Raw genomic sequence first — 25,396 nt, 5'->3', positions numbered from 1 at the left:
TTGCAGCTGTACTAAAATTTAATTTTGTCCCGTTGAAAGTAATTGAAAATTACAAGAATTTTACCGAAACCAAAAAATCTATTGTAACCATTGGGACTTTTGATGGTGTGCATATTGGTCATCAAGAAATTATAGCTCAGTTGGTAGCAACGGCGAAAAAAAATAATGCCAATTCTGTATTGCTTACTTTTTTTCCACACCCTAGAATGGTGCTGCAAAAAGATAATAGTATTAAGTTGATCAATACTATTGAAGAGCGTATTGAAATTTTAGAAAAAACAGGATTAGATTATTTAATCATTCATCCTTTTGATAAAGATTTTTCTAGATTAACTGCTTTTGATTTTGTGAGGGATATTTTAGTAAATCATTTAAATACTGCGCAGCTGGTTATAGGGTATGATCATCGTTTTGGTAGAAATAGAGAAGGTGATTTTGAGCAATTAGAAGAGTATGGAGAGATGTACGATTTTTTAGTACAAGAAATTCCAGCACAAGATATCAATGCAATTTCTGTTAGCTCTACCAAAATCCGAAGAGCTTTGGCTGAAGGAGAAATACAAAAAGTATCAAAATATTTAGGACATTGTTTTACACTTTCAGGAAAAGTTGTGTCCGGTAAAAGGTTGGGGAATACTATAGGGTATCCAACAGCTAATTTAGAGATTAAGGAATCTTACAAACTCATTCCCAAAAAAGGAGTTTATTTGGTAAAGTCTATAATCAATCAACAGGAGTTTTACGGGATGATGAATATTGGCGTGAGGCCAACCGTTCAGGGAGAGTCTCAAACTATAGAAACTCATTTTTTTGATTTTGAAGGTGACTTATATGAGCAAAATTTGCAAATTAAATTAATTGAGTTTTTAAGAGAAGAACAAAAATTTCAATCAATTGAAGCTTTAAAGGAGCAACTTGCTTTGGATAAAAAGAAATCATTAGAGCTGATAGAAAATTAAGAGCTGTACTCTATGAAGAGTAGCACTCTGTAGTATAGCTTAAACTATTCTGTTTTTATGGGCTTTTTGAAAATCTATTTTTATAAATTTGCCTTTTTAAAATAGATGATAAAATGTTACAAGTTCACTACATAAAAGACAATAAAGAAACGGTATTAGCCGGATTGGCAAAACGTAACTTTAAAAATGCTGAAAGTACTATAGATGCTGTATTACAGGCAGATGAAGATAGGAAATCTACACAAGCAGCATTGGATGCCATTTTGGCTGAGTCTAATAAAATATCCAAGGAAATTGGAATTTTATTTAAGTCTGGTGAGCCTCAAAAAGCAAATGCATTAAAAGAAAAAACAGGTGCTTTAAAAGAAGAGTCAAAAGCATTGACAGACAAGTTAGCAGCTGTAAATGTTTCTTTACAAGAATTGCTATATACAATTCCGAATGTTCCTAATGGAATCGTACCTGCCGGAACTAGTGAGGAAGATAATGAAACTGTTTTTGAAGAAGGAGAAATTCCAACGCTTCATGAAGGAGCTTTACCGCATTGGGAACTCGTTAAGAAATATGATATTATCGATTTTGAATTGGGTAATAAAATTACAGCGGCTGGTTTTCCTGTGTATAAGGGTAAAGGAGCTAGATTGCAACGTGCATTGATTAACTACTTTTTGGATAAAAATTCGGAAGCTGGATACCAAGAAGTTCAGCCACCTTATTTGGTAAATGAAGCTTCTGGTATTGCAACGGGTCAATTACCGGATAAAGAAGGACAAATGTATCATGATGCTAAAGATGATTTGTATTTGATTCCTACAGGGGAGGTTCCTGTGACGAATATTTATAGAGATGTGATTTTAAAATCAGAGGAATTTCCTGTTTTAAATACAGCATATTCTCCATGTTTTAGAAGAGAAGCAGGATCTTATGGAGCACATGTTCGTGGTTTGAATAGATTGCATCAGTTTGACAAGGTAGAAATTGTTAGAATAGAAAAACCAGAGAATTCATATAAAGCATTGGATGGTATGGTTGAGCATGTGCAAGGTTTGTTGCGTGATCTAGGACTGCCATATAGAATTTTAAAACTATGCGGAGGAGATTTAGGTTTTACATCAGCATTGACATATGACTTTGAAGCTTACTCAACGTCACAAGGAAAATGGTTAGAAATTAGTTCTGTTTCTAATTTTGAAACATTTCAGGCAAATCGTTTGAAATTGAGATACAAAAATGAAGAAGGGAAAAAGCAATTGGCACATACTTTAAACGGAAGTGCTTTGGCATTGCCAAGAGTTTTGGCTTCTTTGTTAGAGAATAATCAAACTCCTGAAGGGATAAAAATACCAGAAGTATTGGTTCCTTATACAGGTTTTGATATGATCAATTAAAAAATAAAGTAATACGAAAAAAGCCCTTTACAACTTGTAAAGGGCTTTTTGCATTTAAATTGGGTTCTGTTAAACCTATTCTATTCTAATTGGGTAGCAATATTATTCTAACTATCTTTGAACTCTGAAAAAATAAAAGAAATTAGAAGATGTACGTATATAATATTACTACAAATATTGAAGGTGATTGTGAGCAAGAGTGGTTATTGTGGATGCAAGAAACTCACATTCCTGAGACTTTAGAAACCGGAAAATTTATCTCTGCAAAGATGTGTAAAGTTTTGGTAGAGGAAGAAATGGGAGGTGTTACTTATAGCGTACAATATACGGTAGAAACAAAAGAAGCTCTTGAAGTATTTTATGCTGAAGATTCTGTGAATCTAAAAAACAAAATGAACGCAAAATATGCTGGGAAATTTGTTTTTTTTGAAACCGAAATGAAATTGATCGATAAGCAGTTCGCATCAAAAAATTAAAATTTAATTGTTATTTGCCTGTAACTAATGTTCTAAGCAAATGTGCGCCAAATACGAAAACGTAATGACAGTAAGAGCCAAAAAACATTTAGGACAACATTTTTTGAAAGATGAAAAATTTGCTAGTGATATTGCAAATAGTCTTACAGAGAAAGGATATGACACTGTTTTAGAAATTGGTCCCGGAATGGGAGTAATGACAAAGTATTTGTTAGAAAAAAACTATACAACTCATGTTGTTGAAATAGATACTGAGTCTGTTGAATATTTGCAAAACACTTATTTGAAATTAGCACCTAGAATTATTTCTCAGGATTTTTTGAAAATGAACTTGTCTGATTTTTTTGAAGGACAGTTCGCGATAGTTGGTAACTTTCCATATAATATTTCTACGCAGATAGTTTTCAAAACCTTAGAGTTTAGGAATCAAATTCCTGAATTTTCAGGGATGTTTCAAAAAGAAGTAGCGGAAAGAATAGCAGAAAAAGAAGGAAGTAAGAAATACGGTATATTATCTGTACTTGCCCAAGCATTTTATGATGTTGAGTATTTGTTTACTGTACCTCCCACAGTTTTTAACCCACCTCCAAAAGTAGATTCTGGTGTGATTAGAATGATCCGAAAGGAAAATTTCACCTTACCAGTTGACGAGAAAATGTTTTTTAGAGTTGTGAAAACTGCTTTTGGTCAAAGAAGAAAAATGCTGAGAAGTAGTTTAAAAGCTTTAAATTTATCCGAATCATTAAGAGATTCAGAATTATTTACCAAGAGACCAGAACAATTGTCTGTAGAAGCATTTATTAATCTTACTTCATTGATAGAGAATGACACCCATTGAAATTAATAAGGATTTTTTAAGTGATGTTAAAGAGCTTATAGGAAAAGGAGATAATCTAGCATTGTCTTCCCTTTTTGAAGAGATGCATCATGCTGATTTAGCTGAGGTTTTAGAAGAGCTAAGTTTTGATGAAGCCGTGTTTATTATCCGTTTGTTGGATACAGAAAAAACAGCCGATATTCTTACGGAATTGGATGAAGATACTCGTGAGAAAATCTTACAAGAGTTGTCTTCAGAAGAGATTGCGAAGGAAATAGGAGAACTGGATTCTGATGATGCAGCTGATATTATTGGTGAGTTACCTGATGAGCAAAAAAATGAGGTGATTTCTCAGTTAGAGGATGTTGAGCATGCCAAAGATATTGTGGATCTTTTGCGTTATGACGAGGATACTGCTGGAGGACTGATGGGGAAGGAATTGATTAAGGTTAATGAAAACTGGACCAATCTTCGATGTGTGAAAGAAATGCGAAAGCAGGCCGAGGATTATGATAAGGTACACACCATTTATGTGGTGGATGATAATGATGTTCTGAAAGGTAGGCTTTCTTTAAAAAGTTTACTGACTACTTCAACAAAAACTCCTGTAAAGGATGTTTTCAATCCGAAAATCACTTTTGTAAGAGCTGATGAAAATGATGAAGATGTTGCCAAAACTATGCAGAAGTATGATTTGTTTGTGGTTCCCGTGGTGGATGAAATGAACAGATTAATAGGACAAATTACCTTGGATGATGTTGTAGATGTAATTAGGGATGAGGCAGATAAGGATTATCAAATGGCAGCCGGTATTACGGAAGATGTTGAAGCCGATGATAGTATCTTACAACTGACAAAAGCAAGGCTACCATGGCTTGTACTAGGACTGTTAGGAGGTTTGGGAGCAGGCTCGATTATGGGGGGATTTGAAGAGGCTTTAAAAAATTATCCAAAACTATTTTTCTTTACTCCTTTGATTGCCGCGATGGCTGGAAATGTTGGGGTTCAATCAAGTGCTATTATGGTGCAAGGTTTGGCCAATAATAACATTAAGGGTAGTGTGGTAAGTAGATTGTTAAAGGAAGTGGGACTTACTCTGTTAAATGGTTTAGCTTTAGCGCTACTAGTATCAATTTATGGTTTTTTTCAAATAGATAATAGCACCATTACTTTTGTGATAGCATTAGCCTTGATGATCGTTATTACGATAGCAGCCGTTATTGGAACTTTTATTCCGATTCTTTTAGATAGAAATGGTATTGATCCCGCACTTGCAACCGGTCCGTTTATAACTACCAGTAACGATATTTTTGGAATTTTAATTTATTTTATGATTGCCAAGTTTATGCTAGGCTTTTAATCTTAGTTTTTCCAAAAAATTCCATAACACAATTCCAGTGGTTACAGAAATATTCAAGGAATGTTTCGTCCCAAATTGTGGTATTTCAATGCAATGATCAGAAGCAGAAACAACTTCTTGTTGTACTCCTTTGACTTCGTTCCCCATTACAATAGCATATTTGTGATCTATTGAAATCTCAAAATTCTCTAGCATAGTAGCATTATCTGCTTGCTCAATAGAAGCCACTGTATAGCCCTCTGATTGTAATTTATGAACAATCTCTATCGTGTTTTCTACATACTCCCATCCAACTGTTTCTGTAGCTCCTAAAGCCGTTTTATGGATATCCTTATTAGGAGGTGTTGCAGTGATCCCACATAAATAAATTTTCTCAACAACAAACGCATCACTTGTTCTAAAAACAGAACCAATATTATTCAGACTTCTAATATTGTCTAAGATAACTACCAACGGAATTTTTTCAGTTTGTTTGAATTCATCCACTTCTAGTCTGTTAAGTTCACTGTTTTTTAGTTTACGCATCATTCCGTTTTAGGGATTCAAAATTAACGAGTTTTCTGAGCTCCTACAAATTTATTTGATTGTAAAACTTGTGTTATCTTCGATAGAATTATGTGGTTGTTTTAAAGAATTATTTTAGATTTGAGCCTATGAATTTATCAGGAAGAACTTTAGTTATTGGAGATATACATGGTGCTTTAAAAGCTTTGATTCAAGTATTGGAAAGAGCAAAAGTCAAAGAAAATGATTTGCTTATTTTTTTAGGTGACTATGTGGATGGGTGGAGTCAATCACCTGAAGTGATTAATTATTTGATTCAATTAAAGCAAAGTCATAATTGTATATTTATGAGAGGGAATCATGATGATCTTTGTTATCGATGGTTAAAGCATGGAGAAAGTAATGAAACTTGGCTCATTCATGGCGGGCAATCCACGGTAGCTGCCTATGAAAAGATACCTTATAACTTTAGAAGTATACATATTCATTTTTTAGAAAATTTGCGGGATTATTATCTAGATGATCAAGATAGATTGTTTGTACATGCTGGTTTTACGAATCATAATGGTGTTGCGCATGAATATTTTGATAGAATGTTTTATTGGGATAGATCTTTGTGGGAAATGGTTTTAGCCATGGATAAGACTTTAAAAAAGGGTGATCAATTTTATCCTAAGCGTTTGTCTCACTACAAAGAAATATTTATCGGCCACACGGCACTTTCTAGAATTGGCAAAGATACACCTGTAAATGCAGCAAACGTATGGAATGTTGATACCGGTGCAGCCCATAAAAATGCACTTACAATAATGGATGTGGATACGAAAGAATTCTGGCAGAGTGATGCAGTATACAAATTGTACCCTGACGAGAAAGGGCGAAATTAACGTGTCTGACGTTAAAATTTTGTAAATAACTTAACATATGTATATTTTTTGTATATTTACACCCCCTAATGATTTACGAAACTATTTTTTCAGTAGCAACTGTTTGACATGTTGTGAAGTTGCAGGAGATGAATTTCTCATGTAAGTATGAATTGTAAATTGTAAGTTATGAAAATTGAATTGTTCAAAAAACCCAATGAAAATGTTGTAGCAATAGCTGTAACTTTTGTCCTTTTTATTTTATTATTTGTCTTAAAAGTTCAAGAGGATAAAAGCCGTGTAACAAGTAAGCTCATAAAGGGAACTGAAATTGAATTGGCAAGTACATCTATTATTAAATAGAGATACTTTATGCATATATAAAGCCTGAGGAAGTAAAAACTTTCTCAGGCTTTTTTGTTTAATACATTAGTTTTTGAGCTAGGTTTTCTTCGGTATGAAATTTTCCTGAATTAACTATTTTATTGTCTCCTTCGGTATTATTTTTTGCACCCCACAATAAAGCAATCAAGTCAATTTTATTATTTTTAAATAGATTATTTTCAATTCTTACATTAACAATTCCTCTGGTGTTTAAAAGAATCTTGTTTTTTTCTTTAGATCCGCAATTAGAAAAACTTGAGTTACTTATCATTAGGTTTCCACCAATGGTAGATTCATCATAGCCACCTCTATAATAATCAACAACGTTTTGCTGAACATTATGAAATTGACAATTGTTAATGGTTAAAAATTCAACGTTATAATCACCACGGTCATTAGTTTCTTCAGATAGTTCTATTCCATTGGTACAATCGATAAATTTACTGTCCTTGAAAATAATTTCTTCGGCAAAAGTTTGTTTATAAACTTTTAAGATATAGTTGAAATTTTGAACTGAACATCCTATAACAGTTAAGCCATAATGGTTAGACATATTTTTCTTAAGGTTAGAGAACGCCTGTTGTGTTTGGTTACCTGCTAAAGAAATATTTTCAATAATCAGATTTCCGTAGGGATGTAATTCAAAGAGCGAACTGTTCGCCGTACCGGAATACTTGATAGTAACGGTGTTTTCTGTTTTGGCCTTTATGGTGATTTTCTTTGAAATTTCAAGTGATTTCGAAATTGAATATTTCCCTGGTTCTAATATTAAAATATCGCCTGGCTTTGCTGCGCATATTTTATTAGAAAGTTCCTTAGGTGATACTTGTATAAGGTTTGGTTTAGTTTGTGGTACTATGTTAGAATACCATGTAGTACCATATAATGATTTATCCAAAATAGAAGGTACTTTTGTTTCATAAGAAACGGTTGCTCCAATTGAATTTTTAGAGGCTCTTGAATTGCCTAAAAGATCTGTTTTAATGGTTTCAAAACCAAATCCATTATAAACAGTGTTTCCTTGTACATTAGGAAAGTATAAATATTCGGATGCCTTTGTGATTTGAAAATTTGATTTTTCAATTTGATCCGAATGCTTATAATCGACACCGTTGTTATTGATGAGGTTGTTTTTAAAGGTAACCCCATCTGCTTTATCATGCTCTATGATAGGTTGAGGGTCTCCTTTTTCACTGTAAATAACATTGTTAGCGACAACAGTTCTCAAAGGTCTAGCAGAACGAATTTCAGATTTAGGTAATACATCTTTTTGTGCAATGTTCGTTCCAACTCCAAATTGCCAAGGTGATTTGCAATTTACATAAGTGTTGTAAGCAACAACAACATCTGTAACTTGATTGTATCTATTTAAGGGTGATTTAGGAATTCCATTCATAACAGCTAAAGGACTACGAAAATTCTCTCCGATGATGTTGAAAAAATAATTATTTGTAATCCAATGACCCGTATTTACAATCCTGATTCCTCCAAAATTTTTATTGATTCCATCCCCAATAAAATAATTTCCATCTATACTGCAATAATTACCATGTCTGGTAACAACAGAACCTTCACTTTTATAAAATACATTATTAGTTATTTTATTAAAGTTGGTTTTGCTGGAGATGATTTCAACTTCTCCATTACATTCTTCAAAAAGATTATTTGCTATAGTTGTGTAACTAGGACACATTGAAGTAAAACTACTACCAAGTTGAATAGTTTCTCCTCTAGCACCACCTTTTCTTGGTCTCGGTCCAAAATGATTGTTAACTATTTGATGGTAGTTGTTAATGCTTTGGTTTCCTTTTAAATCAACACGTAGTGTTGGTCCACCATTTGTTTTCCCAGCTAAATAACAATTCTTTAGGCTATTATGTCTTCCATAAAATTGAACCCACAGATCATCTTGATCTCTTTCCGGTTTGTTAAAATCTAGGATGACACAATTTGTGATACTACAATTATTAGCAACTTCATTTTCGCTAACTCTAAAGGCAATTACATTTTTTTTAGGCGCATATCCTTTGCGAAAAAACAATCCTTCCACATGTAAATAATTTCCTGCCAATGACAAACTAGAAATACCTTCAATAAATACCTTTCCTGGAGTTTCTGCTTTAATTGATATTGGTTGTTGTGCGGTACCATTTCCCGTAAAAACAATTTCTACATTTTTCCAAATACCATTTTGCATGATAATATTAGCACCGGGTAGTGCGTTTTCAATGGCAGTTTTAAGTTCGGCATTATCTTTAACAAGAATAGATTGCTCTTTTGAATTTGTTGCACAAGCAACAGTAACAAGAAAAACTACAGATAGAAATAAATGTTTAAACATGGGAATTATATTTTTTAAGTTACTAAATCCAGTTCAATATTTTTTTGACATCATAGTCTTCTGGATTATCTATATATTTTTTTGCCTCCTCGTAATCACGTTCTCTGATATAAATTAAATGATTAATAAATAATTGAGCCATTTCTGAATCAATATCTACTAGTCTAGGAGGGACTTTTCCATTTTCATCCTCAAAATCTTTTAGATAAAGAGGGGTTACATCTCCTCTAGAGTTTGCACTTACGATACAGCCAGTGTTTCCTTCGTCAAACAATTTTTTTACACCAATTCCTAATAGGGTACATAATGTAAGGTCAAAAGCAATAGGATTTGAACAACGCAATTCATATCCAATTTCAACAGGTCTAGATTTAATATCTAAATTAATTTCTTTTAATTTGGTTTGTAAAAGATAATTAAAAATGTGCGATTTACTTACATTCCCAAGCTCAGGGTGACCGTGATCATCGTAGGTGAAGTTAATTCCTGAATTAAGAATCTCTTCTTCATCCATAAAATGGAAAACCCCCTCACTTACCATCACTACACCATATTCGATACCTCTAATTTTACTCTTAATAATAGAGGAAATAATCATATTGATAATTTTATCAAATGTGATTTTGGTTTTATTAAACATTTCAGGTATGATCATCATTGGAAAGTGACAAGCAGAGGCTATTCCAAATGCTAGATGTCCTGCTGATCTACCCATTGCAGAAACAACGAACCAATTTTCACTAGTTCGAGCGTCTTCATAAACTGTATTACCAATTCTGACTCCTTCATCCTTAGCGGTATGGAAACCAAAAGTTGGATTTCTATCTGGCAATGGTAAATCATTATCAATAGTTTTTGGAACATGAATATGTGCCACATCTAATTTTTGAGTTTCTAAATATTTAGAAAGTCGACTTCCTGTTGATGCGGTATCATCGCCCCCTATGGTAACTAATAATTTAACATTGTGCTTTTCGAAAAAGTCAGGTTTAAATTCAGAGTCCTTGGGTTTATGCCTACTCATGATAAGAGTGGAACCACCTCTACTGTAAATTCTATCTGCTCTATGAAAATTGAATTTTTTTATGGCAGGTTCTTCAGAGAATAATCCTTTGTATCCATGATGTACACCTAGTACATCATAACCATCTTTGATAAAAGTTTTTGCAAGCGTACTAATAACTGTGTTGATTCCTGGAGCTGGACCACCACCACAAATAATTGCAATTGATTGTTTCATGTTTAATTTTTTTTTAATCGAGTAAATTTATGTCCATTAATTAGTCTCTATCTTATAAATAGTGCTAAATATTTATTGGAATACTTGATATTTACTAGATTATTAAAACATAAAAGATCATGAAACTGATCTTTTATGTTTTGCATTGAATCAGGGGTTTATTAGATACCTAAAGCTTGACCACCACCAATTTGGATAGTTTCAGCTGTAATAAATGCTGCATCATCACTTGCTAAGAAAGATACTACAGAAGCAACTTCTTCAGGTTGACCTAATCTACCTAACATAATGTTATTTTTCCAAGAAGCGAAAACTTCTGGTTTTGTAGATTTGATCTGTGCATGAAATGGAGTATCAATAGTTCCTGGAGAAACTGCATTTACACGAATACCATATTCAGCTAAGTCTTTTGCTAACGCTCTAGTAATTGCGTGTACACCTGCTTTTGAAGTACCATAGATTCCAGCACCTGGTCCACCAGCATTCCATCCAGCGTTAGATGTATAGTTGATGATAGTTGCATTTTCTCCTTTTTTAAGAAATGGTATAGCTGCTCTTGAAGCAAAGAAAGTTGAATCAAGATTTAAAGCCATTACAAATCTGTAAAATTCTGTTGTCATTTCTTCAAAACGAGATCTTCCTCCAAGACCACCTGCATTGTTTACAAGCACGTCAATACGACCATATTTTTCTCCAATTTTTGTGATGTTCTCTGTAACAACTTCGTCTTTCGTTACATCAAATCCGTAATATTCTGCTGTAATTCCTTCTGCGGCAAGTTCTTCAACTCTTTTTACACCAGCTTCATCATCGATACCGTTTAAAACAACGGTATAACCATCTTTTCCTAATCTTTTAGCTACTTGAAATCCTATTCCTCCCGTAGCTCCAGTAATAACTGCTACTTTTCCTTCTGTTTTGCTCATAATTATGTTTGTTTATGTGTGTGTTAAATTTTATTCGATTTTATCTCTTTTTTTTCAATGGTTCTACTTTTGGAATTAGCACCCATACACTGGCCATTACAATAAAGGCAAGAGATGCACCAATCACAAAGGCAGGGGTATAATTTCCACCGGTAGTAAGCATTGGTACAAGAGCTACTAGTCCAGCTCCTGTTAGTTTTGCCGCTGTTCCTGAGAAACCTGAAAGGGTACCAACTGTTTTCTGTCCATATAAATCACTTGGCAGGGTTTGTACATTTCCTATGGCAGTTTGAAATCCAAAAAGTACTGCGGCCATGATCAATACTGCTGCTACTGGAGAACCTGGGTTGGATAGTGCCAATAATGCAGGTAGCATAATTAAACAACCAAGTGTAATTACCATTTTTCTGGTTTTGTTTACATTCCATCCCGATTTTAATCGGTTTTGAGCTAATAATCCACCAAACCAAGCTCCTAACATAGCTCCTACATAAGGGACCCATCCGTATATTCCTATGGCTTTGACATCCATGTTATATACTTCCGATAAGTAAATTGGAATCCAAAATACAAATAGCCACCATATCGGGTCTATTGCTGCAGATGCGATGATAACCCCCCAGCTTTGTTTACGACCTAGTAGTTCTTTAACTTCAGGGTTGTACTCTTCTATTGTTTCTTTTGATTCTGCCGTTTCTTCTTGACCAGATAAGATATATTCTCTTTCAATTTCAGTTAGCCAAGGATGTTTTTTTGGTGGTGCTTTGACAATAATTAACCATGGTACTAACCATAACAAACCAACAAGACCAATGATAATGAAAATCATTTGCCAACTAAAGTAGACTGTTAAAAATGCAATGGTTGGTATGGCAACGATTCCGCCAATAGCAGCCCCTGAGTTAAACAACCCTTGTGCAAAAGCTCTTTCTGTTGCTGGAAACCATTCAGCATTTCCTTTTGCAGCACCAGGCCAGTTCCCTGCTTCTGAGATACCTAAGATAGATCTGAAAAAAGCAAAACTTAAGACCCCACTTGCTAAAGCATGTAATGCCGTTGAAATTGACCAGAATCCAATAGATAATACAAATCCAATTCTTGTTCCTAGTTTGTCAAATATTTTTCCAAAAATTGATTGTCCAAATGCATAAGAGAACATGAAAACCACAGAGATCAATGCATAGATCTCTTTTCTCTCCGTCATTGTTTTATCCGGATATAAATCTTCTGAAATACTTGGCCATAAAACAACAAGAGCCTGCCTGTCAATGTAATTGATTACGGTGGCTAGTGCGATCAATGCAATTACCCACCATCTGAGTCCTTTTACTTTCATATTGTTTGAGTTAAGTTTTTGATTTTGTTATGTTTACTTTCTTTGTCTTTGTTGTTGTAAAGACAAAGTATTCCTTTTTATTCTACACCAATGGTCCAGAATAATTTGTTTTTATTAAAACTAATATGTGTAAACTTAAATGGTTAAGCGGTATTTGCCACTTTACCCAGATTCTTAGAAAAAGAATCGAGAAGATTTAAATTTACGTCCCTCCAAATTATATATCTAACAAACAGGTCGTGCATCCTGTAAATCAGAATTTGTCATTTTTATTCGTTGTTTGCGCAATACTCGTATAATGTTTTAAAGTGTATTTTCATTTTTTCTTTCGCTAAAGCAGGGTCTTGATCTTTGATTGCTTCATAAATATCTTGATGATCTTTTATACCAGAAATAGCTAATCCGTCTGCACATACATGATACTTTTCAATATTTATGATTATTTCTGGCGTAATAATCAACATGAATGTATTTATAGAACTATTTTTGCTAGCCTTTGCTATTGCAAGATGAAAAAGAAGATCTTCTTGTACTGCATCTTGTCCGCTCAAAGCTTTCTCTTGATAGGCATCTAAAGCTTCCTTTATCTGTTCTAAATCTTCGTCTGTTCTTCTAATTGCTGCCAAAGAAGCCGTTTTTAGCTCCAAAAGAATTCTCGTTTCTACAAGAGATTTAAAATCTTGCTTTTCTAAACGAAGAATATCTTCAATCATACCATTAAGTGCTACAACACCGATATTTGCAACAAAGGTTCCACTTTGTGGAATAGAGTTTAACAAACCATAAAATTCTAATTTTTGAATGGCTTCTCTTACGTTACTTCTACTTACCTCAAACTTATCAGACAGCATTCGCTCTGATGGTAACTTATCACCAGGCTCCAAATTCTTATAGTTGATGAGATCTCTAATTTTAGAGATGATCGAATTTTGTATATCTTTATTTTCGTTTTTTGTAAGTACTTCTAATTTCATATCGTCGTTGTATTTCCAACCAGATTGGTTAACCAGATTGGTTGGTGTAAATGTATAGATTATTTTCCTGTATAAAAAATATTTTTAAAGTTAATTTTTTTGTTTGTTTCTCGGGTGTTTGGAAGGAATCTTACCGGGATAAATCCCGATAAAATTCTTTCACTAACTCAACCAAATAATTTTAATGTGTCACTGTTAAATTGTAATATTTTACTGTTGCATATGCATTTGGATCTGTCGATCCTAAATAATTTCCTGCTTTAAAATAATTTTCAAATACACCCCATTTTTCCATATGTATATCTTGATATACTTTTGAATAGGTTTCATTTAAGATTATTTCCATTTTTCCTTCTGAAACAATCACTTCTAAAGTAAATTTGTCAAAACCTACTTCTACTGGGAAATTATAGCCATCATCGTTGCCCCAGGCATCTGTTTCTAAAATTTCTGTACTGCTGGCATTCAGATTGTTTAAAACTTTTGTTTTAACCCTCACTAGACCGTTTTGCCAATAAATTTTTAACATGGGAGGGGCATTGTTGTCTTTTTGACCAATTAAGTCTCTTTGTTCATTCGTCAATCTGCCATGGATTTGCATAATGATGGTTTTATCATATTCTCCATCACTTTTTTTAGAAATTTTTTCCATAGAAAGGGTACCTTTCATTCTACCTCCCTCTTTAAAGGTCCAGTTGGTGTTGTTACTTCCAGGAACCATTTGTTCTCTTAACTCAGTTCTTGAGTAACTTGAGTTTGCTGTAGAAGCTCCGGGATACGTATGAAATACAAGAGCACCATTTATGGAGTCGTTGTAAAAAAATGGTTTCAATTTATCAATTGTACCATAACCTAAAATTTCTGGTGGTTCAATTTCATCGGGCTTACCTATGGGTAATGTCACTTTCCAATTTTGAAGATCAATATTTGGAATTTGATAGTCTTTATTTGGTATTTCACCATTTGTTGGTTCTTCAGGTATTTCTGGTTCGTCACTTGATAGTACTATCGTATTCTCGTAAGTACCCTGGCAACTTGTAGCTAAAGTTACAATGCAGATCGACAAAAAACTTGTCAAAAGATATTGATTGTATGAGAATATTTTTTTCAAGTGGTATTTATTTAATGTTTAACTTCTAATTCGTAATATTTTATTTTAGAATAGGCTCCTTTGTCTCTTGATTGGAAATAATTTCCTGCTTTGAAATAATTTTCAAATACGCCCCATTTTTCCATGTGAATTCCTTTGTATACTTTAAATTCACTTCCATTAAGGACAATCACCATTTTCCCTTCAGAGACTTTTACTTCCAAAGTGAATTTTCTAAATCCAACTTCTTCTTTAAAATTAAAACCATCATCATCTCCCCATGCATCTTCATGTAAAAGTTCTTCGTAGGTTGCATTTGGGTTTTTCAATACTTTAGTCTTGACTCTGACTTTTCCCTGATCCCAATATATTTTTAAAATAGGAGGAGCGTTGTTGTCATCTTCACCAATTAAATCTCTTTGCTCATTTGTCAAACGACCATGGATTTGCATAATAATCGTTCTATGATATTTACCATTCGAATCTTTGGTAGTTTCTTCCATGGCAAGTTTTCCTTTCATGTATCCCCCTTGTTTGAAAGTCCAGTTGATATTGTTTTCTCCTGGCACCATTTGCTCTCGTAATTCAGATCTCGTATATTTTGTATTACGGGTTTTTGAATTCGTTGGCATGGAATGAAACACGATTGCACCCTTTGTTGAATCGATGTACATGTACGGTTTTGCTACTTCAATATTGGCAAAGTTGTTGATTTCTGGAGGACCAATTTCAATAGGTTTTCCATTTTCTCCTGCAACTGGTAAGGTTACTTTCCAGTGACTTAAATCAATTTTAGGAAGTTTTGTTTTTTTTCTTTTCTTCTTTTTTTTCTTCTTCTCCTTTTTTTCAATTTTAACGTCGGACTCATTAACACCTGTCTCTTGTGTTTGAGAATATGCGCCAAGTGATAAAAATAGGGCGATAAAAAATGTTAAAGATGTCGTTTTACAATTCATGTGATTGTGTTTTATGATGGAGATACAGTTATAAAATCTTGTTTGAAATTTAACGGTATCTCCATGTTTTATTAGATACTACTGGAGTTGAATTAATTTATTCAAAACCTGGAGTAATGATGTCAATGTTATCATAAAATACTTCTGTGCTGCTATCAACTGATAATGGAGCTTTTATGTAGATTACTATCCAATCTGTAGTTGGGATGAAAGTAAAAGTGTTTGTAGTAAAAGTATTATCAGTTGCAGATCCTTTAGATGAATTGAAATCGTTTGTAATTTCGAAATGTTTATCTGCAAAATTTTCTATTCCTACCTCAGTTGTTATATCTGTATTTAAAATATATACATCAGAGTTGATTCCTTCAGCTTCAGATCTTGAATCGATTGTAAAGGTGTATTCTACACCAGCTTCAACCGCTAGTTTTTGATAAAGTCGTCTACATGCTTGATAAATCTTAATAGAGCGTGTCTTGGATCCATTCACGTAAGAACCATCACTTGCAGATCCAGGTTGCTCATTAGTACAGTAAGTAGCATCGATATAAGCATTTAAGTCAGAATTACTCCATAATGCCTTATATGGACTTGGAATTTCACCCAATACATCATCAATAACGGTACTGTTAGGTGTCATGTCCCATGCATCTGCATTATCACTAGTACTTCCTGTTAAATGATCGTCTCCTGTACCGTTTTGAACAATAGCTTTAAAGGTAGGTGTAACAGTAGCATCAGGATTTACAACTGAAACCGTTTGTTCCATTTCAGAAGTGTCTCCTGAATCATTTGTAGCTGTTAATGTAACTACGAAATCACCTTCGGTAGAAAAAGTTTTTGTTGGAGATTCTTCGGTTGAGGTTGTGTTATCTCCAAAGTCCCAAGAATAGCTAATCGCATTCGTAGAGGTATTCGTAAATGTATATACTTGCCAATTATTTGGGTCTTGAAGAAAAGTAAATCCAACAACAGGAGCTTCAGGGTTTGTAACAACTATAGTTTTTTCAACTCTGTCTGTTGTTTCAGTACCGTTTGACACGGTAAGAACTACATTGTAGTAACCTGCTTGTCCGAAAGTATGAGTTGGTTCCTCTTCAGTGGAGCTATTACCTTCACCAAAATCCCATGCATATGTTGAAGCATTGGTAGATCTATCTGTAAATATATATGTTTTATAGTCTGTTACATCCACTACTTCTGTAAAGGCTGCGATAGGAGCAGGTGAAATGACTATTGTATCTTCCCCTTCTATGTCTTCCGTACAAGAGAATATAAGTGCTATTGAAACGAGAAAAGAAAAATTAATGATTCCTTTATTTTGTAAATATTTCATTGTCTTCATCATAATATCTTATTCTTTATCTTTAAAAAATTCTATTTGAGTAAAATTCATCCATTGACTTTTACGAGTAGCTCCTGTTTCGTCAAATCGACCAAAACCAATTAGCTTAACGTATCTACAATTGATGGAAGTAGGGAAGATTTTTACTTGAAATTCTGAAGTTGCAGATTCAGATAACATAAAATCTCCTTCCTCTGGAATAACTTTAGTAAAATCAGCATCATCAGTTCCTGTGCTTGATGTCCAAATTTGATAACCATAAGGGTCTGATTTTACATCTGTAGTAAATTGGATTACTCTTAAATCTAGAATACTGGCTAGATCATAAATGATGTATTCACCATCGGATCTAACGCTACCTTCAATAAGTTCAGCATCATCTTGTGCAGTCCAACGAGTTCCGGCATTTTTATCCAAAGTATTTGAAGCAAATGCGTCTTTCTCTACTTGATATGATGAAAAGCTATGAACCGTTACGGGTTCTCCTGCATCACCAGTATTGATCAAGTCGAAAAACAAGTTCAAGTCTCCTAAAGGCTCACCATTGTCAATTATTGATACTGAATTAGTATAGACATCTGTTAGTCCGTTATTATCAGATACTGACAAGGTAACATCATAACTTGCTGTAATAGGAGGGTATGAATGTTCTTTTGGCTCAAAATCTGTTGACGGCTCACTTCCATCACCAAAATCCCATACAAAATTACTTGCGCTAATGGATTCATTTGCAAAGGTTGCTTTATTCCATTGATCACCTTCTCCAGTTACGGCTCCAAAAAACGCGGTAGGAGGCGTTTTGTCTTCTTTAGAGTTTTCTCCTGCCAAATCATATGAGAAATCACAAGAGGTAGCTGCCAATGCTACTATTGATAAAGCTACGGCTGGTAGTTTTTTCAAAACTCTCATTTTTATATTTTTTAAGTTTTTCATTTTTTTGAAATTTAATTATTCGTTAGCTTCAAGAATTAGTTTCTATCTCCAATTTATATTTTGAATCAATGCAGGTTCACCGTTTGTATTTAGTGGACTTAAGTTGATTTCTCTCAATGGAATAGGTAAGGTAACATCAAAAGCGTTAAAGTTATATCCATTTGCTTCTGCAAAAGCAGTCAACACTTCTGTAGCAACTCCAAAACGTTTCAAATCAAACATTCTTTGGTTTTCAGAAAAGAATTCAAATCTTCTTTCTTGAATTAGGTCGTCTTTAGATATTGTAGTTACAGCTGTAAGTCCCGCGCGGGTTCTAATTTTGTTATAGTTATCACCCCAAGTACCCGATACAGAAACTTCACTACCTCCTGCAAGGTTTGCTTCTGCGTACATCATCACAACATCAGCATATCTCAATACGATAAAATCAGTACCTGCCTGTTCATCATCAGAGCTCGTAGTATAGTGTTTAGCTGTTTGATATTTGTCTTCTGAATCGTTACTATCGATATCAAATAGTGCACGGTTTGTACCCCCAAAATTTGTCAATTTTGCGTGTAGGTCTGTCGTTAAATAATTCAAACCACTTGAATTTCCTGTAGCAGCAAATTCTGCTGAATAATTTTGACTATCGTTTGCGGCATCATTAGAGAATCCAATGGCAAACATGATTTCATCATTTAATTCGTTTGTAGGATCGAAAATATCTATGTAATTGTCTAATAAGGCATACTCTGATGAAACTTGGTCTAGGTGAACAAGTGCCTGCGCGTAATCAGGGTTGTCTAAAGTCATATATACTTTAGCTAACATTGCATGGGCTGAACTTTTAGAGGCTCTTGATTTAAAAGTGTCGTCTAATCCTTCAGTAGCTTTGATGAAATCTTCAATAATAAAGTCATAGATTTTATTCTCTGAAACTCTAGTAAATTGAATTGCTTTTTCATCTTCAGTTAATACATGATCTACTAATGGCAGTCCCAAATTTTCCACATCTTCTCCATACATACGAATTAAATTGAAGTAAGCATAGGCTCTTAAAAATTTAGCTTCTGCTTCAACTCTTTCGAAAGAAGCTTCAGGTTCTAAAGTTTTCATTGCATCTAACACTACATTTGCAAGGTAAATTACACGATACAAGCTAGAGTAGTAGTTTGCAGAAATTCCGTTGTTTGCTTGAACAGAAAAGTTCTCAAATTGTCCGGCATCCGCAGAATCATTTGCATCTGGAGATCTTGTGTTACTATTGTCAGATAACATTTCTGTAACATAAAACTCAACTTGAACACCTCTATTGTCGTTCAATTGATTTGAGTTTACTCCTTGAAGTGCATCATAGATGGCAATTAAACCAAGCTCTAGTTCTTCAGGTGTCTGATAAAAGTTTTCTGTTTTAATGGCAGAATCTGGATCTGGATCTAGAAAATCTGAACATGAATTAAGCAGAAAAGCGAAAAATACGATTGTTATATATTTTGAATATTTCATTGTTTGTTTTTTTTAAAAATCAATATTAACACCTAAAGAAATTGTACGAGCAATCGGAGAACCACCTCGTTGGTATCCGTACTGTGTTGGACTTGTTTTGTCTAACGCTTCTGGGTTCCAACCTGTGTAATCATCAGCAGTAAAGTATAACAGGTTTTGACCTGTAGCATATAGTTTAAGATTAGAGATACTACCCATTTTAGCCAAAAGACTTTGAGGTAAGTTGTATCCAATATTAATATTTCGTAAGGCTATATATGAGGCATCTTGAATGATGCTGTTTGTGTAGATTTTCTCAACGATGAACTCACTATCTACCGTATTTTTAATTTGGTCAAAAGCAGTATGGTTGAATAAATATTGGTCTGCAATATTTCTCACTTCTGCTCCATGACTTCCTTGAAACATAAAAGCAAAACTTAAGTTACCATAGCTGAACTCATTTGAGAAACTCCAAATAAACTCTGGATAAGGATTCCCTAATTCAGTTTTATCTTCTTCATCTAAAACACCATCACCATTTAAATCTTTAACATATACCACTCCTGTTTCTTGTCCAACATGTCTAAAGAAGTTAGAAGAACTGAATTCATCTAAAGGAACTTCTCTGTCTACAACATAACCATAGAAAGAAGAAATTGGTTGTCCTTCTGAGTTGATCCACTCTGTTGGTCTCTTGTTATCGATTGTTGTAATTTGACCATTAGAAGATGCAAAATCAACCAAAGTGTTTTTGTTTGTTGTTAAAAGAACCGTTGAATTCCAACTAAATTTTTCTGTTCTGATGTTTTTCGTTCTTAATTCAAACTCCCATCCTTGGTTTTTTACTTTTCCAATGTTATCCAATGTATTTGAGTAACCTGAAGTTGCTGAAATTGGATTGTTTAATAGTAATTGATCACTTGTTCTTTGGTACCAGTCAATAGAACCAGTAATTCTGTTTCTAAACAAGCCAAAATCTACTCCTGGATTTATTTCGATCAAACGTTCCCATTTTAATTCAGGATTACCAATGTTCACGGGAGAGTATCCTGATTTGATACTTCCTTCTTCCGTATAACTTACATTTGATACTAAATCTAAACTAGGGTAGTAGTCAACTAAAATATTACCTGTACTTAATTGAGAAGTACTTCCTTGTGCATCTGGGTCAACACTTCCAGTGTTCAATCTGTCATTTCCTGTAACCCCGTAACTAGCTCTAACTTTTAATCTTGAGATTACATCAGTATCTTCTAAAAAGTCTTCTTTGTCAATATTCCAACCTACAGAAGCTGCAGGGAAGTTTCCGTATTTATATTGAGATCCAAAAATTGAACTTCCGTCTCTTCTTAAACTCAAACTAACTAAATATTTGTTGTCGAATGCATAATTGAATCTAGAGATAAAAGAGATTCCTCTTTTGGTCCATTCAAAACCTTGTGCATTTGATGGGATAGGTGCATTCGATAATTGTTGTATTTTATCATTTACAATTCCGATACCTCTAATAGAAGAAAAGAAATAGTCTCTTTTTTCTATTGAGTTTCCTAAGGTAATTCCAAAATCATGTTTGTTAAAAGTTTTGTTGTAGTTGAAGAAATTGTCGAAAATAAAATATTGGTCTCTTTGTGTAATTTCATCAATATAGGCATCTGTTGTTTCTCTACGAGCCAATGTTCCTAAGTAATCTTTTCTTTGCGTGTCTTGCATTGAAACTGACAAAGAAGATTTAAATTTTAAACCATCCATGATTTTATATTGTCCGTATACATTACTGAACAATTTAAATTTATTATCCGTTCTTTCTCTTTCTGCAACTCTTGCATATGGATTTTGATTTGTAGAATTTCCTAGGTTACTTGTTAATTCTTCTTGGTAAATACCATCACCATCTAAGTCCGTGAATTCAAAATGACGCATTTGAGCATAATCTCCTACCTGTACATCTGCAAATTGACCATTAGGATCAATGTAATTTAAAGTATGTTCTGTATGGTAAATAGGTAACCAAGGCATTTGTCGTGCCACGTTATGAATGTTTTCTGAAAATCTTTTTCTTACCGTATAACTTGGTGTAAAGTTCATTCCAGCAGATAATTTTTTATTGATTTTAAAATCTACTTTTAAACGGGCTCCAAATTTTTCATAGTTATCAAGCAACAATACTCCCTCATCATTTGAATAACTTAAACTTGACGCATATTTTACGTTATCATTTCCACCTCTAATAGAAAGAGAATGGTTTGTAATAGCACCACTTCCGATAAAAACATCTTGCCAGCTACGGTCAGTACCTGTAGAAAGTCCGAATTTTGTGTAATCAGAAATTTCCAATCCTAGATCTCTTTGCTTTTGTGCCCAGCTCTCAACCGTTTGACCATAAGCATCACTTTTTCTACCTGTTTTTATTCCTGTAAAAGTAGAGTAGTTGATTCTAGTTTTACCTGAGATACCTGATTTCATCGTAATCATGATAATACCATTTGACCCTTTAGAACCGAATATAGAAGAAGAAGCAGCATCTTTTAAGATCTCAAAAGATTCTACATCGTTCATGTTTAGAGAACCTAAGAAGTCTGAATCTACAATAATTCCATCCACTACAATTAACGGAGTAGAGTCACCTGCCATAGAACCAGTTCCACGAATGGTAATGCTTGGTGGTGCACCTGCTTGACCATCAGTAGCTTGAATATTTACACCAGATACCTGTCCGATCAATGCGTCATCAACTCTGGCTACCGCTATTTCATCTAAAGTTTCATTTTTTACTTGTGAAATTGCACCCGTTAAATGAGATTTTTTTTGTGTTCCGTATCCAACAACAACAACTTCATCTAAAGTAGAAATATCTTCTTTCAAAAGAATATTTAAGGTTGTTTGATTATTAATAATTACGGTCTGAGATACATAACCCACATAGGAGAATTGTAAAACATCACCCGTTTTTGCTTTGATTTCAAAAGCACCATCAAAGTCCGTTGTGACTCCTTTGTTTGATTTAACAACAACTACGTTGATCCCAGGGATTGGAACATTATCAGTAGCAGATAAAACGGTCCCTGTAATGGTGTTGTCCTGAGCGTATATCGCAATGTTTAGCAACAGAACTACTGAAAATACTAGTTTTGTTTTTAAATTGTTTATCGATTTTTTCATGTTTAAATTGTTAGTTTAAGAGGTACAATACAAGCGTATTGATTAAGTTATAATGTTTTTGCTTTCGCATCAAAAAGAATACCTTGATAAAATTTACTCAATGGAGTTGTATTCGATAGGTTCTTTTAGAAAACTGTTAAAAGGGGATGGGTATAAAATTGGTCATATGGTATTGGTTTTTTTGGTTGTCCAAACTGGAAAACCAATTTGGTTTACCAAAAATAAGGTTTTATGATGTTAAAAAAAAATATTTTAACAAAAAATATAGAGTTGAATGTGAGTATCTAAAAAAAGATAGTGAAATATTACGAATATTTATTCGAGATAAGGTGAACAGAGGTTGGAGGTTGCTTATTTAGATACGGCGTTATGTGTTTTCAGCCAGTCTTCTCCTTTTTTATCTCTAAAAAAATCCATCCATACATAATACATTACTTTATCCGTATCTACAGTTACGGAATGACTTGACCCTAAGGGAATATGTAGCAATGCGTATTCAGGGAATTTTATATGGGCATCGTCTGCAAAAACAGTCACAAGATTGTTGTTTAAACCAAGAAATAGTTGCTCGAGCATTCCATGTTCGTGGGCACCAACTTTATCTGGTCCTTTTGTTTGAACGGTACCCATGGCTATTCTTGGAATATATTTATTAGGTAAGATGGTTCTGCTAATTGTATTTGGACTTTTTATGGGTTCCGTATAGGCTTCACATTCCGTAAATTTTTTAAAGTAAACTTTCTCGATATTGGCTTTTGGGAATTCTTTCAAATCTGAAAGGTCTTGTTCTGCTAACTTACTTTCTATTTTTAGATAATGTAAAGTGTCATTTGTTGCAGCTATAATGCTAAAGTTAGAGATTGCATTTGGTAAAAAAATGGATTCAGGTTCTAGGGTGTATGTTTTATTCTTGGTGGTAATTGTTCCTGTCCCTTTGATAAAAAGATAGATAAATTTAGAATTATCAATTAATTGTTCTTTCAATGTTTTGTTGGTAATATTAATTTGATTGACCGTGATCCCTTTTATTTCATCCTTAAGAATGACCTTGGAATAAAAATTTTGATCAGTGTCTATAGCCATGTGTAGTTTTTCTAAAGGGATGGTTTGACTTTTCATTGAGAAAGTAGTTGATACCAGAAGTGTAAATAAGAAAATGTATTTCATGATATGGATTGGTTTTAAACTAAAAAAACACGGATCGTAATAATTGACCCGTGTTTTCAGAAACTAATTTAAATTGAAATAATTCAAACAAATTATATAACAGATGTTTGAAACTTGGACTCGGTAATAGAGTCCAAGATTTTTGAATTTTAGTATAGATTAGTATGGGTTTTGAGATAGGTTAGGATTTGCCTCAATTTCTGTATTAGGAATTGGCATAAGATAATCCACAGATGCATCCCATCCTACTTTCGCCCCTTCGTACCCAGAAGCAGAAAATACTTGATCTCCTAATTGTCTTCTTGCAATTGTATACCATCTTTTACATTCAAAAGCTAGCTCAATTCTACGCTCTTCAATTACATCAGCAACGGTAACTGTAGCAAGATCAGCAGGAACAGCACTTGGTGCAAAGGTCTTTGCTTCATCTGCTCCAGTTTTGTAAGCTCCACCTAATCTCGCTCTAGCTCTCACTTGGTTGACATATCCCGTTGCAGTAGCTGCATCTCCTGTTTCAACGGCTGCTTCTGCGGCAATTAATAAAATTTCAGCATAACGCATCATTGAATAATTATGGCTTGTTGCTCTACCACTTCCACGGGCAAAGAAACCAGGATAACGGGCATATTTGGCAATGTAAGGAGTGTTTCTTGCATGCTCATGTCCACTAATAGTGAAGTTGGTATAATCAACTTTTACACCACCAATATTGGCTTCTTGATCAAAACTTACTTCGGTTCTATAATCTAAAGGATCGAAAGATGCGAACACCTCTTCTGTAGGAACTGCTACAGACCATCCCCCACCATCATTTCTATCATCTCCTCTAATACCAGCCATTGGCGCGATTTGATCATAAGCGTTATCAGATGCTTCAACACCGTTGTAATCTAATGCGAAAATTGGTTCTGGGGAAGCATCGATAGCGTCTGCATTAAATAAGTTTTGGAAATTTGTATCCAAAGAATAATTTCCAGAATTGATAACCTTTTGAGCATATGTTAATGCAGTTGTGAAATCTGGAGAGCTTGGAGTATTTCCAGCTCTTGTTAAATATACCAAAGCTAAGTAAGAAGAAGCTGCTCCGGCAGAAGGAATTGAAGCTGCATTTGTTGTAGCTGGTAAATTAGCTTCTGCAAATTCTAAATCTGAGATAATTCCGGCATACACGTCACTAGCAGACGTGCTAGAAATTGACAATGCTGCATCAATATCACTAACAGGTTCCGTTAAATATGGAATTGCTCCAAATTGTCTTACTAAATGAAAATAGTAAAAGGCTCTCATAAAGTATGCTTGAGCAACTACTTCGTTTTTGTCCGCATCTGTTAACGATTCAGCACCTTTTATTGCAAAGTTTGCCGCTGTAATTCCCTGATAACTTTTTATCCAATACTCAGAGATCATTCCATTAGTAGGTAATGTTGTAAGTTCATCCATTTCAACTCTTCTTTCTTGTGTAGATTGAAGGTTTACCATATCTGAGCGTAACATCAAGGCGATAGAAAGTTTTCTACCCCAGAATTTCTCATTAATTGCAGCAGTCTTAGATCCCTCTATTGCTGTTTGTAGATCTTGAGATGTTTGAAAGAATCCATCAGGAGACAGTGTTCCTAATGGTTTTTCAACCAGGTCAGTACACCCTACTATCGATAATCCAACCAATAATAATATATATTTATATTTTTTCATGTCTATGTGTTTTATA

General features: G+C 34.0%; 21 protein-coding genes. 7 read left to right on the top strand and 14 right to left on the bottom strand.

Annotation, left to right across the window (positions count from 1 at the left end):
• Positions 1-32: 32 nt before the first annotated feature.
• The 5 genes from AC2DGP_RS09520 (at position 33) to mgtE (ending at position 5,000) form a co-directional block, all read left to right on the top strand.
• The gene (locus AC2DGP_RS09520; protein ID WP_484489824.1) at positions 33-959 is read left to right on the top strand and encodes a bifunctional riboflavin kinase/FAD synthetase; all 927 of its coding nucleotides are present in this window, start codon (positions 33-35) and stop codon (positions 957-959) included.
• A gap of 113 nt (positions 960-1,072) precedes the next feature.
• Positions 1,073-2,347, top strand: a complete 1,275-nt coding sequence (gene serS / locus AC2DGP_RS09515) for a serine--tRNA ligase (protein WP_484489823.1) — start codon at positions 1,073-1,075, stop codon at positions 2,345-2,347.
• 149 nt (positions 2,348-2,496) lie between these two features.
• Positions 2,497-2,823: a DUF4286 family protein gene (locus tag AC2DGP_RS09510; RefSeq protein ID WP_484489822.1), complete on the top strand. Its 327-nt coding sequence runs from the start codon at positions 2,497-2,499 to the stop codon at positions 2,821-2,823.
• A 64-nt stretch (positions 2,824-2,887) separates the two neighbouring features.
• Positions 2,888-3,661 (top strand): 16S rRNA (adenine(1518)-N(6)/adenine(1519)-N(6))-dimethyltransferase RsmA, encoded by a 774-nt coding sequence (gene rsmA / locus AC2DGP_RS09505; protein ID WP_484489821.1) that lies wholly within the window; start codon positions 2,888-2,890, stop codon positions 3,659-3,661.
• A complete protein-coding gene (mgtE, locus tag AC2DGP_RS09500) occupies positions 3,648-5,000 on the top strand; it encodes a magnesium transporter (RefSeq protein ID WP_484489820.1) in 1,353 nt (450 codons plus the stop codon). The genes rsmA and mgtE overlap by 14 nt, the downstream gene beginning before the upstream one ends.
• On the opposite strand, the gene AC2DGP_RS09495 is transcribed toward mgtE, so the two are convergent.
• Complete coding sequence (locus tag AC2DGP_RS09495) at positions 4,989-5,525, bottom strand: RNA methyltransferase (RefSeq protein ID WP_484492496.1); 537 nt, start codon at positions 5,523-5,525, stop codon at positions 4,989-4,991. The genes mgtE and AC2DGP_RS09495 overlap by 12 nt on opposite strands.
• A 128-nt stretch (positions 5,526-5,653) precedes the next feature.
• Between AC2DGP_RS09495 and AC2DGP_RS09490 the strand changes: the two genes are divergently transcribed.
• Positions 5,654-6,391 (top strand): metallophosphoesterase family protein, encoded by a 738-nt coding sequence (locus AC2DGP_RS09490; protein ID WP_484489819.1) that lies wholly within the window; start codon positions 5,654-5,656, stop codon positions 6,389-6,391.
• 168 nt (positions 6,392-6,559) lie between these two features.
• Positions 6,560-6,733, top strand: a complete 174-nt coding sequence (locus AC2DGP_RS09485) for a hypothetical protein (protein WP_484489818.1) — start codon at positions 6,560-6,562, stop codon at positions 6,731-6,733.
• Positions 6,734-6,791: 58 nt separating this feature from the next.
• Here AC2DGP_RS09485 and AC2DGP_RS09480 read toward each other — a convergent pair whose 3' ends face one another.
• The 13 genes from AC2DGP_RS09480 to AC2DGP_RS09420 form a co-directional block, all read right to left on the bottom strand.
• Entirely contained in the window at positions 6,792-9,095 is a 2,304-nt protein-coding gene (locus AC2DGP_RS09480; RefSeq protein WP_484489817.1) for a chondroitinase-B domain-containing protein, read from the bottom strand.
• A gap of 22 nt (positions 9,096-9,117) precedes the next feature.
• A complete protein-coding gene (locus AC2DGP_RS09475) occupies positions 9,118-10,335 on the bottom strand; it encodes a 6-phosphofructokinase (protein WP_484489816.1) in 1,218 nt (405 codons plus the stop codon).
• Between the two features lie 161 nt (positions 10,336-10,496).
• Positions 10,497-11,261, bottom strand: a complete 765-nt coding sequence (locus tag AC2DGP_RS09470; RefSeq protein ID WP_300325496.1) for an SDR family NAD(P)-dependent oxidoreductase — start codon at positions 11,259-11,261, stop codon at positions 10,497-10,499.
• Positions 11,262-11,301: 40 nt separating this feature from the next.
• The gene (locus tag AC2DGP_RS09465) at positions 11,302-12,597 is read right to left on the bottom strand and encodes an MFS transporter (RefSeq protein WP_484489815.1); all 1,296 of its coding nucleotides are present in this window, start codon (positions 12,595-12,597) and stop codon (positions 11,302-11,304) included.
• Between the two features lie 269 nt (positions 12,598-12,866).
• A complete protein-coding gene (locus AC2DGP_RS09460) occupies positions 12,867-13,571 on the bottom strand; it encodes a FadR/GntR family transcriptional regulator (RefSeq protein ID WP_484489814.1) in 705 nt (234 codons plus the stop codon).
• Between the two features lie 181 nt (positions 13,572-13,752).
• Positions 13,753-14,673: a polysaccharide lyase family 7 protein gene (locus AC2DGP_RS09455; protein ID WP_484492495.1), complete on the bottom strand. Its 921-nt coding sequence runs from the start codon at positions 14,671-14,673 to the stop codon at positions 13,753-13,755.
• Positions 14,674-14,693: 20 nt separating this feature from the next.
• Entirely contained in the window at positions 14,694-15,617 is a 924-nt protein-coding gene (locus tag AC2DGP_RS09450) for a polysaccharide lyase family 7 protein (RefSeq protein WP_484489813.1), read from the bottom strand.
• Positions 15,618-15,714: 97 nt separating this feature from the next.
• Positions 15,715-16,950: a PKD domain-containing protein gene (locus AC2DGP_RS09445; protein ID WP_484489812.1), complete on the bottom strand. Its 1,236-nt coding sequence runs from the start codon at positions 16,948-16,950 to the stop codon at positions 15,715-15,717.
• A gap of 18 nt (positions 16,951-16,968) precedes the next feature.
• On the bottom strand, positions 16,969-17,892 hold the full coding sequence (locus tag AC2DGP_RS09440; RefSeq protein ID WP_484489811.1) for a PKD domain-containing protein: 924 nt from the start codon (positions 17,890-17,892) through the stop codon (positions 16,969-16,971).
• A gap of 42 nt (positions 17,893-17,934) precedes the next feature.
• Positions 17,935-19,380, bottom strand: a complete 1,446-nt coding sequence (locus tag AC2DGP_RS09435) for a RagB/SusD family nutrient uptake outer membrane protein (RefSeq protein ID WP_484489810.1) — start codon at positions 19,378-19,380, stop codon at positions 17,935-17,937.
• 12 nt (positions 19,381-19,392) lie between these two features.
• On the bottom strand, positions 19,393-22,521 hold the full coding sequence (locus AC2DGP_RS09430) for a SusC/RagA family TonB-linked outer membrane protein (RefSeq protein ID WP_484489809.1): 3,129 nt from the start codon (positions 22,519-22,521) through the stop codon (positions 19,393-19,395).
• A gap of 351 nt (positions 22,522-22,872) precedes the next feature.
• Positions 22,873-23,688 carry a cupin domain-containing protein gene (locus AC2DGP_RS09425; RefSeq protein WP_484489808.1) on the bottom strand — a complete coding sequence of 272 codons (816 nt, stop codon included), beginning with the start codon at positions 23,686-23,688 and terminating at the stop codon, positions 22,873-22,875.
• 159 nt (positions 23,689-23,847) lie between these two features.
• Complete coding sequence (locus AC2DGP_RS09420) at positions 23,848-25,380, bottom strand: RagB/SusD family nutrient uptake outer membrane protein (RefSeq protein WP_484489807.1); 1,533 nt, start codon at positions 25,378-25,380, stop codon at positions 23,848-23,850.
• Between the last annotated feature and the right edge of the window lie 16 nt (positions 25,381-25,396).

Source organism: Flavicella sp. IMCC45537 (assembly GCF_057197705.1).
Note: the sequence above shows the minus strand (reverse complement) of the source record. Positions and strands in the feature narration are given on the sequence as shown.

Bases quoted from the DNA above. Each gene is read 5' to 3' on its own strand.
- AC2DGP_RS09465 (WP_484489815.1), bottom strand. From the start codon at position 12,597: ATGAAAGTAAAAGGACTCAGATGGTGGGTAATTGCATTGATCGCACTA.
- AC2DGP_RS09510 (WP_484489822.1), top strand. From the start codon at position 2,497: ATGTACGTATATAATATTACTACAAATATTGAAGGTGATTGTGAGCAA.
- AC2DGP_RS09490 (WP_484489819.1), top strand. From the start codon at position 5,654: ATGAATTTATCAGGAAGAACTTTAGTTATTGGAGATATACATGGTGCT.
- serS (WP_484489823.1), top strand. From the start codon at position 1,073: ATGTTACAAGTTCACTACATAAAAGACAATAAAGAAACGGTATTAGCC.
- rsmA (WP_484489821.1), top strand. From the start codon at position 2,888: ATGACAGTAAGAGCCAAAAAACATTTAGGACAACATTTTTTGAAAGAT.
- AC2DGP_RS09435 (WP_484489810.1), bottom strand. From the start codon at position 19,380: ATGAAATATTCAAAATATATAACAATCGTATTTTTCGCTTTTCTGCTT.
- AC2DGP_RS09450 (WP_484489813.1), bottom strand. From the start codon at position 15,617: ATGAATTGTAAAACGACATCTTTAACATTTTTTATCGCCCTATTTTTA.
- mgtE (WP_484489820.1), top strand. From the start codon at position 3,648: ATGACACCCATTGAAATTAATAAGGATTTTTTAAGTGATGTTAAAGAG.
- AC2DGP_RS09475 (WP_484489816.1), bottom strand. From the start codon at position 10,335: ATGAAACAATCAATTGCAATTATTTGTGGTGGTGGTCCAGCTCCAGGA.
- AC2DGP_RS09485 (WP_484489818.1), top strand. From the start codon at position 6,560: ATGAAAATTGAATTGTTCAAAAAACCCAATGAAAATGTTGTAGCAATA.
- AC2DGP_RS09440 (WP_484489811.1), bottom strand. From the start codon at position 17,892: ATGAAAAACTTAAAAAATATAAAAATGAGAGTTTTGAAAAAACTACCA.
- AC2DGP_RS09445 (WP_484489812.1), bottom strand. From the start codon at position 16,950: ATGAAATATTTACAAAATAAAGGAATCATTAATTTTTCTTTTCTCGTT.
- AC2DGP_RS09495 (WP_484492496.1), bottom strand. From the start codon at position 5,525: ATGCGTAAACTAAAAAACAGTGAACTTAACAGACTAGAAGTGGATGAA.
- AC2DGP_RS09430 (WP_484489809.1), bottom strand. From the start codon at position 22,521: ATGAAAAAATCGATAAACAATTTAAAAACAAAACTAGTATTTTCAGTA.
- AC2DGP_RS09460 (WP_484489814.1), bottom strand. From the start codon at position 13,571: ATGAAATTAGAAGTACTTACAAAAAACGAAAATAAAGATATACAAAAT.
- AC2DGP_RS09480 (WP_484489817.1), bottom strand. From the start codon at position 9,095: ATGTTTAAACATTTATTTCTATCTGTAGTTTTTCTTGTTACTGTTGCT.
- AC2DGP_RS09470 (WP_300325496.1), bottom strand. From the start codon at position 11,261: ATGAGCAAAACAGAAGGAAAAGTAGCAGTTATTACTGGAGCTACGGGA.
- AC2DGP_RS09420 (WP_484489807.1), bottom strand. From the start codon at position 25,380: ATGAAAAAATATAAATATATATTATTATTGGTTGGATTATCGATAGTA.
- AC2DGP_RS09425 (WP_484489808.1), bottom strand. From the start codon at position 23,688: ATGAAATACATTTTCTTATTTACACTTCTGGTATCAACTACTTTCTCA.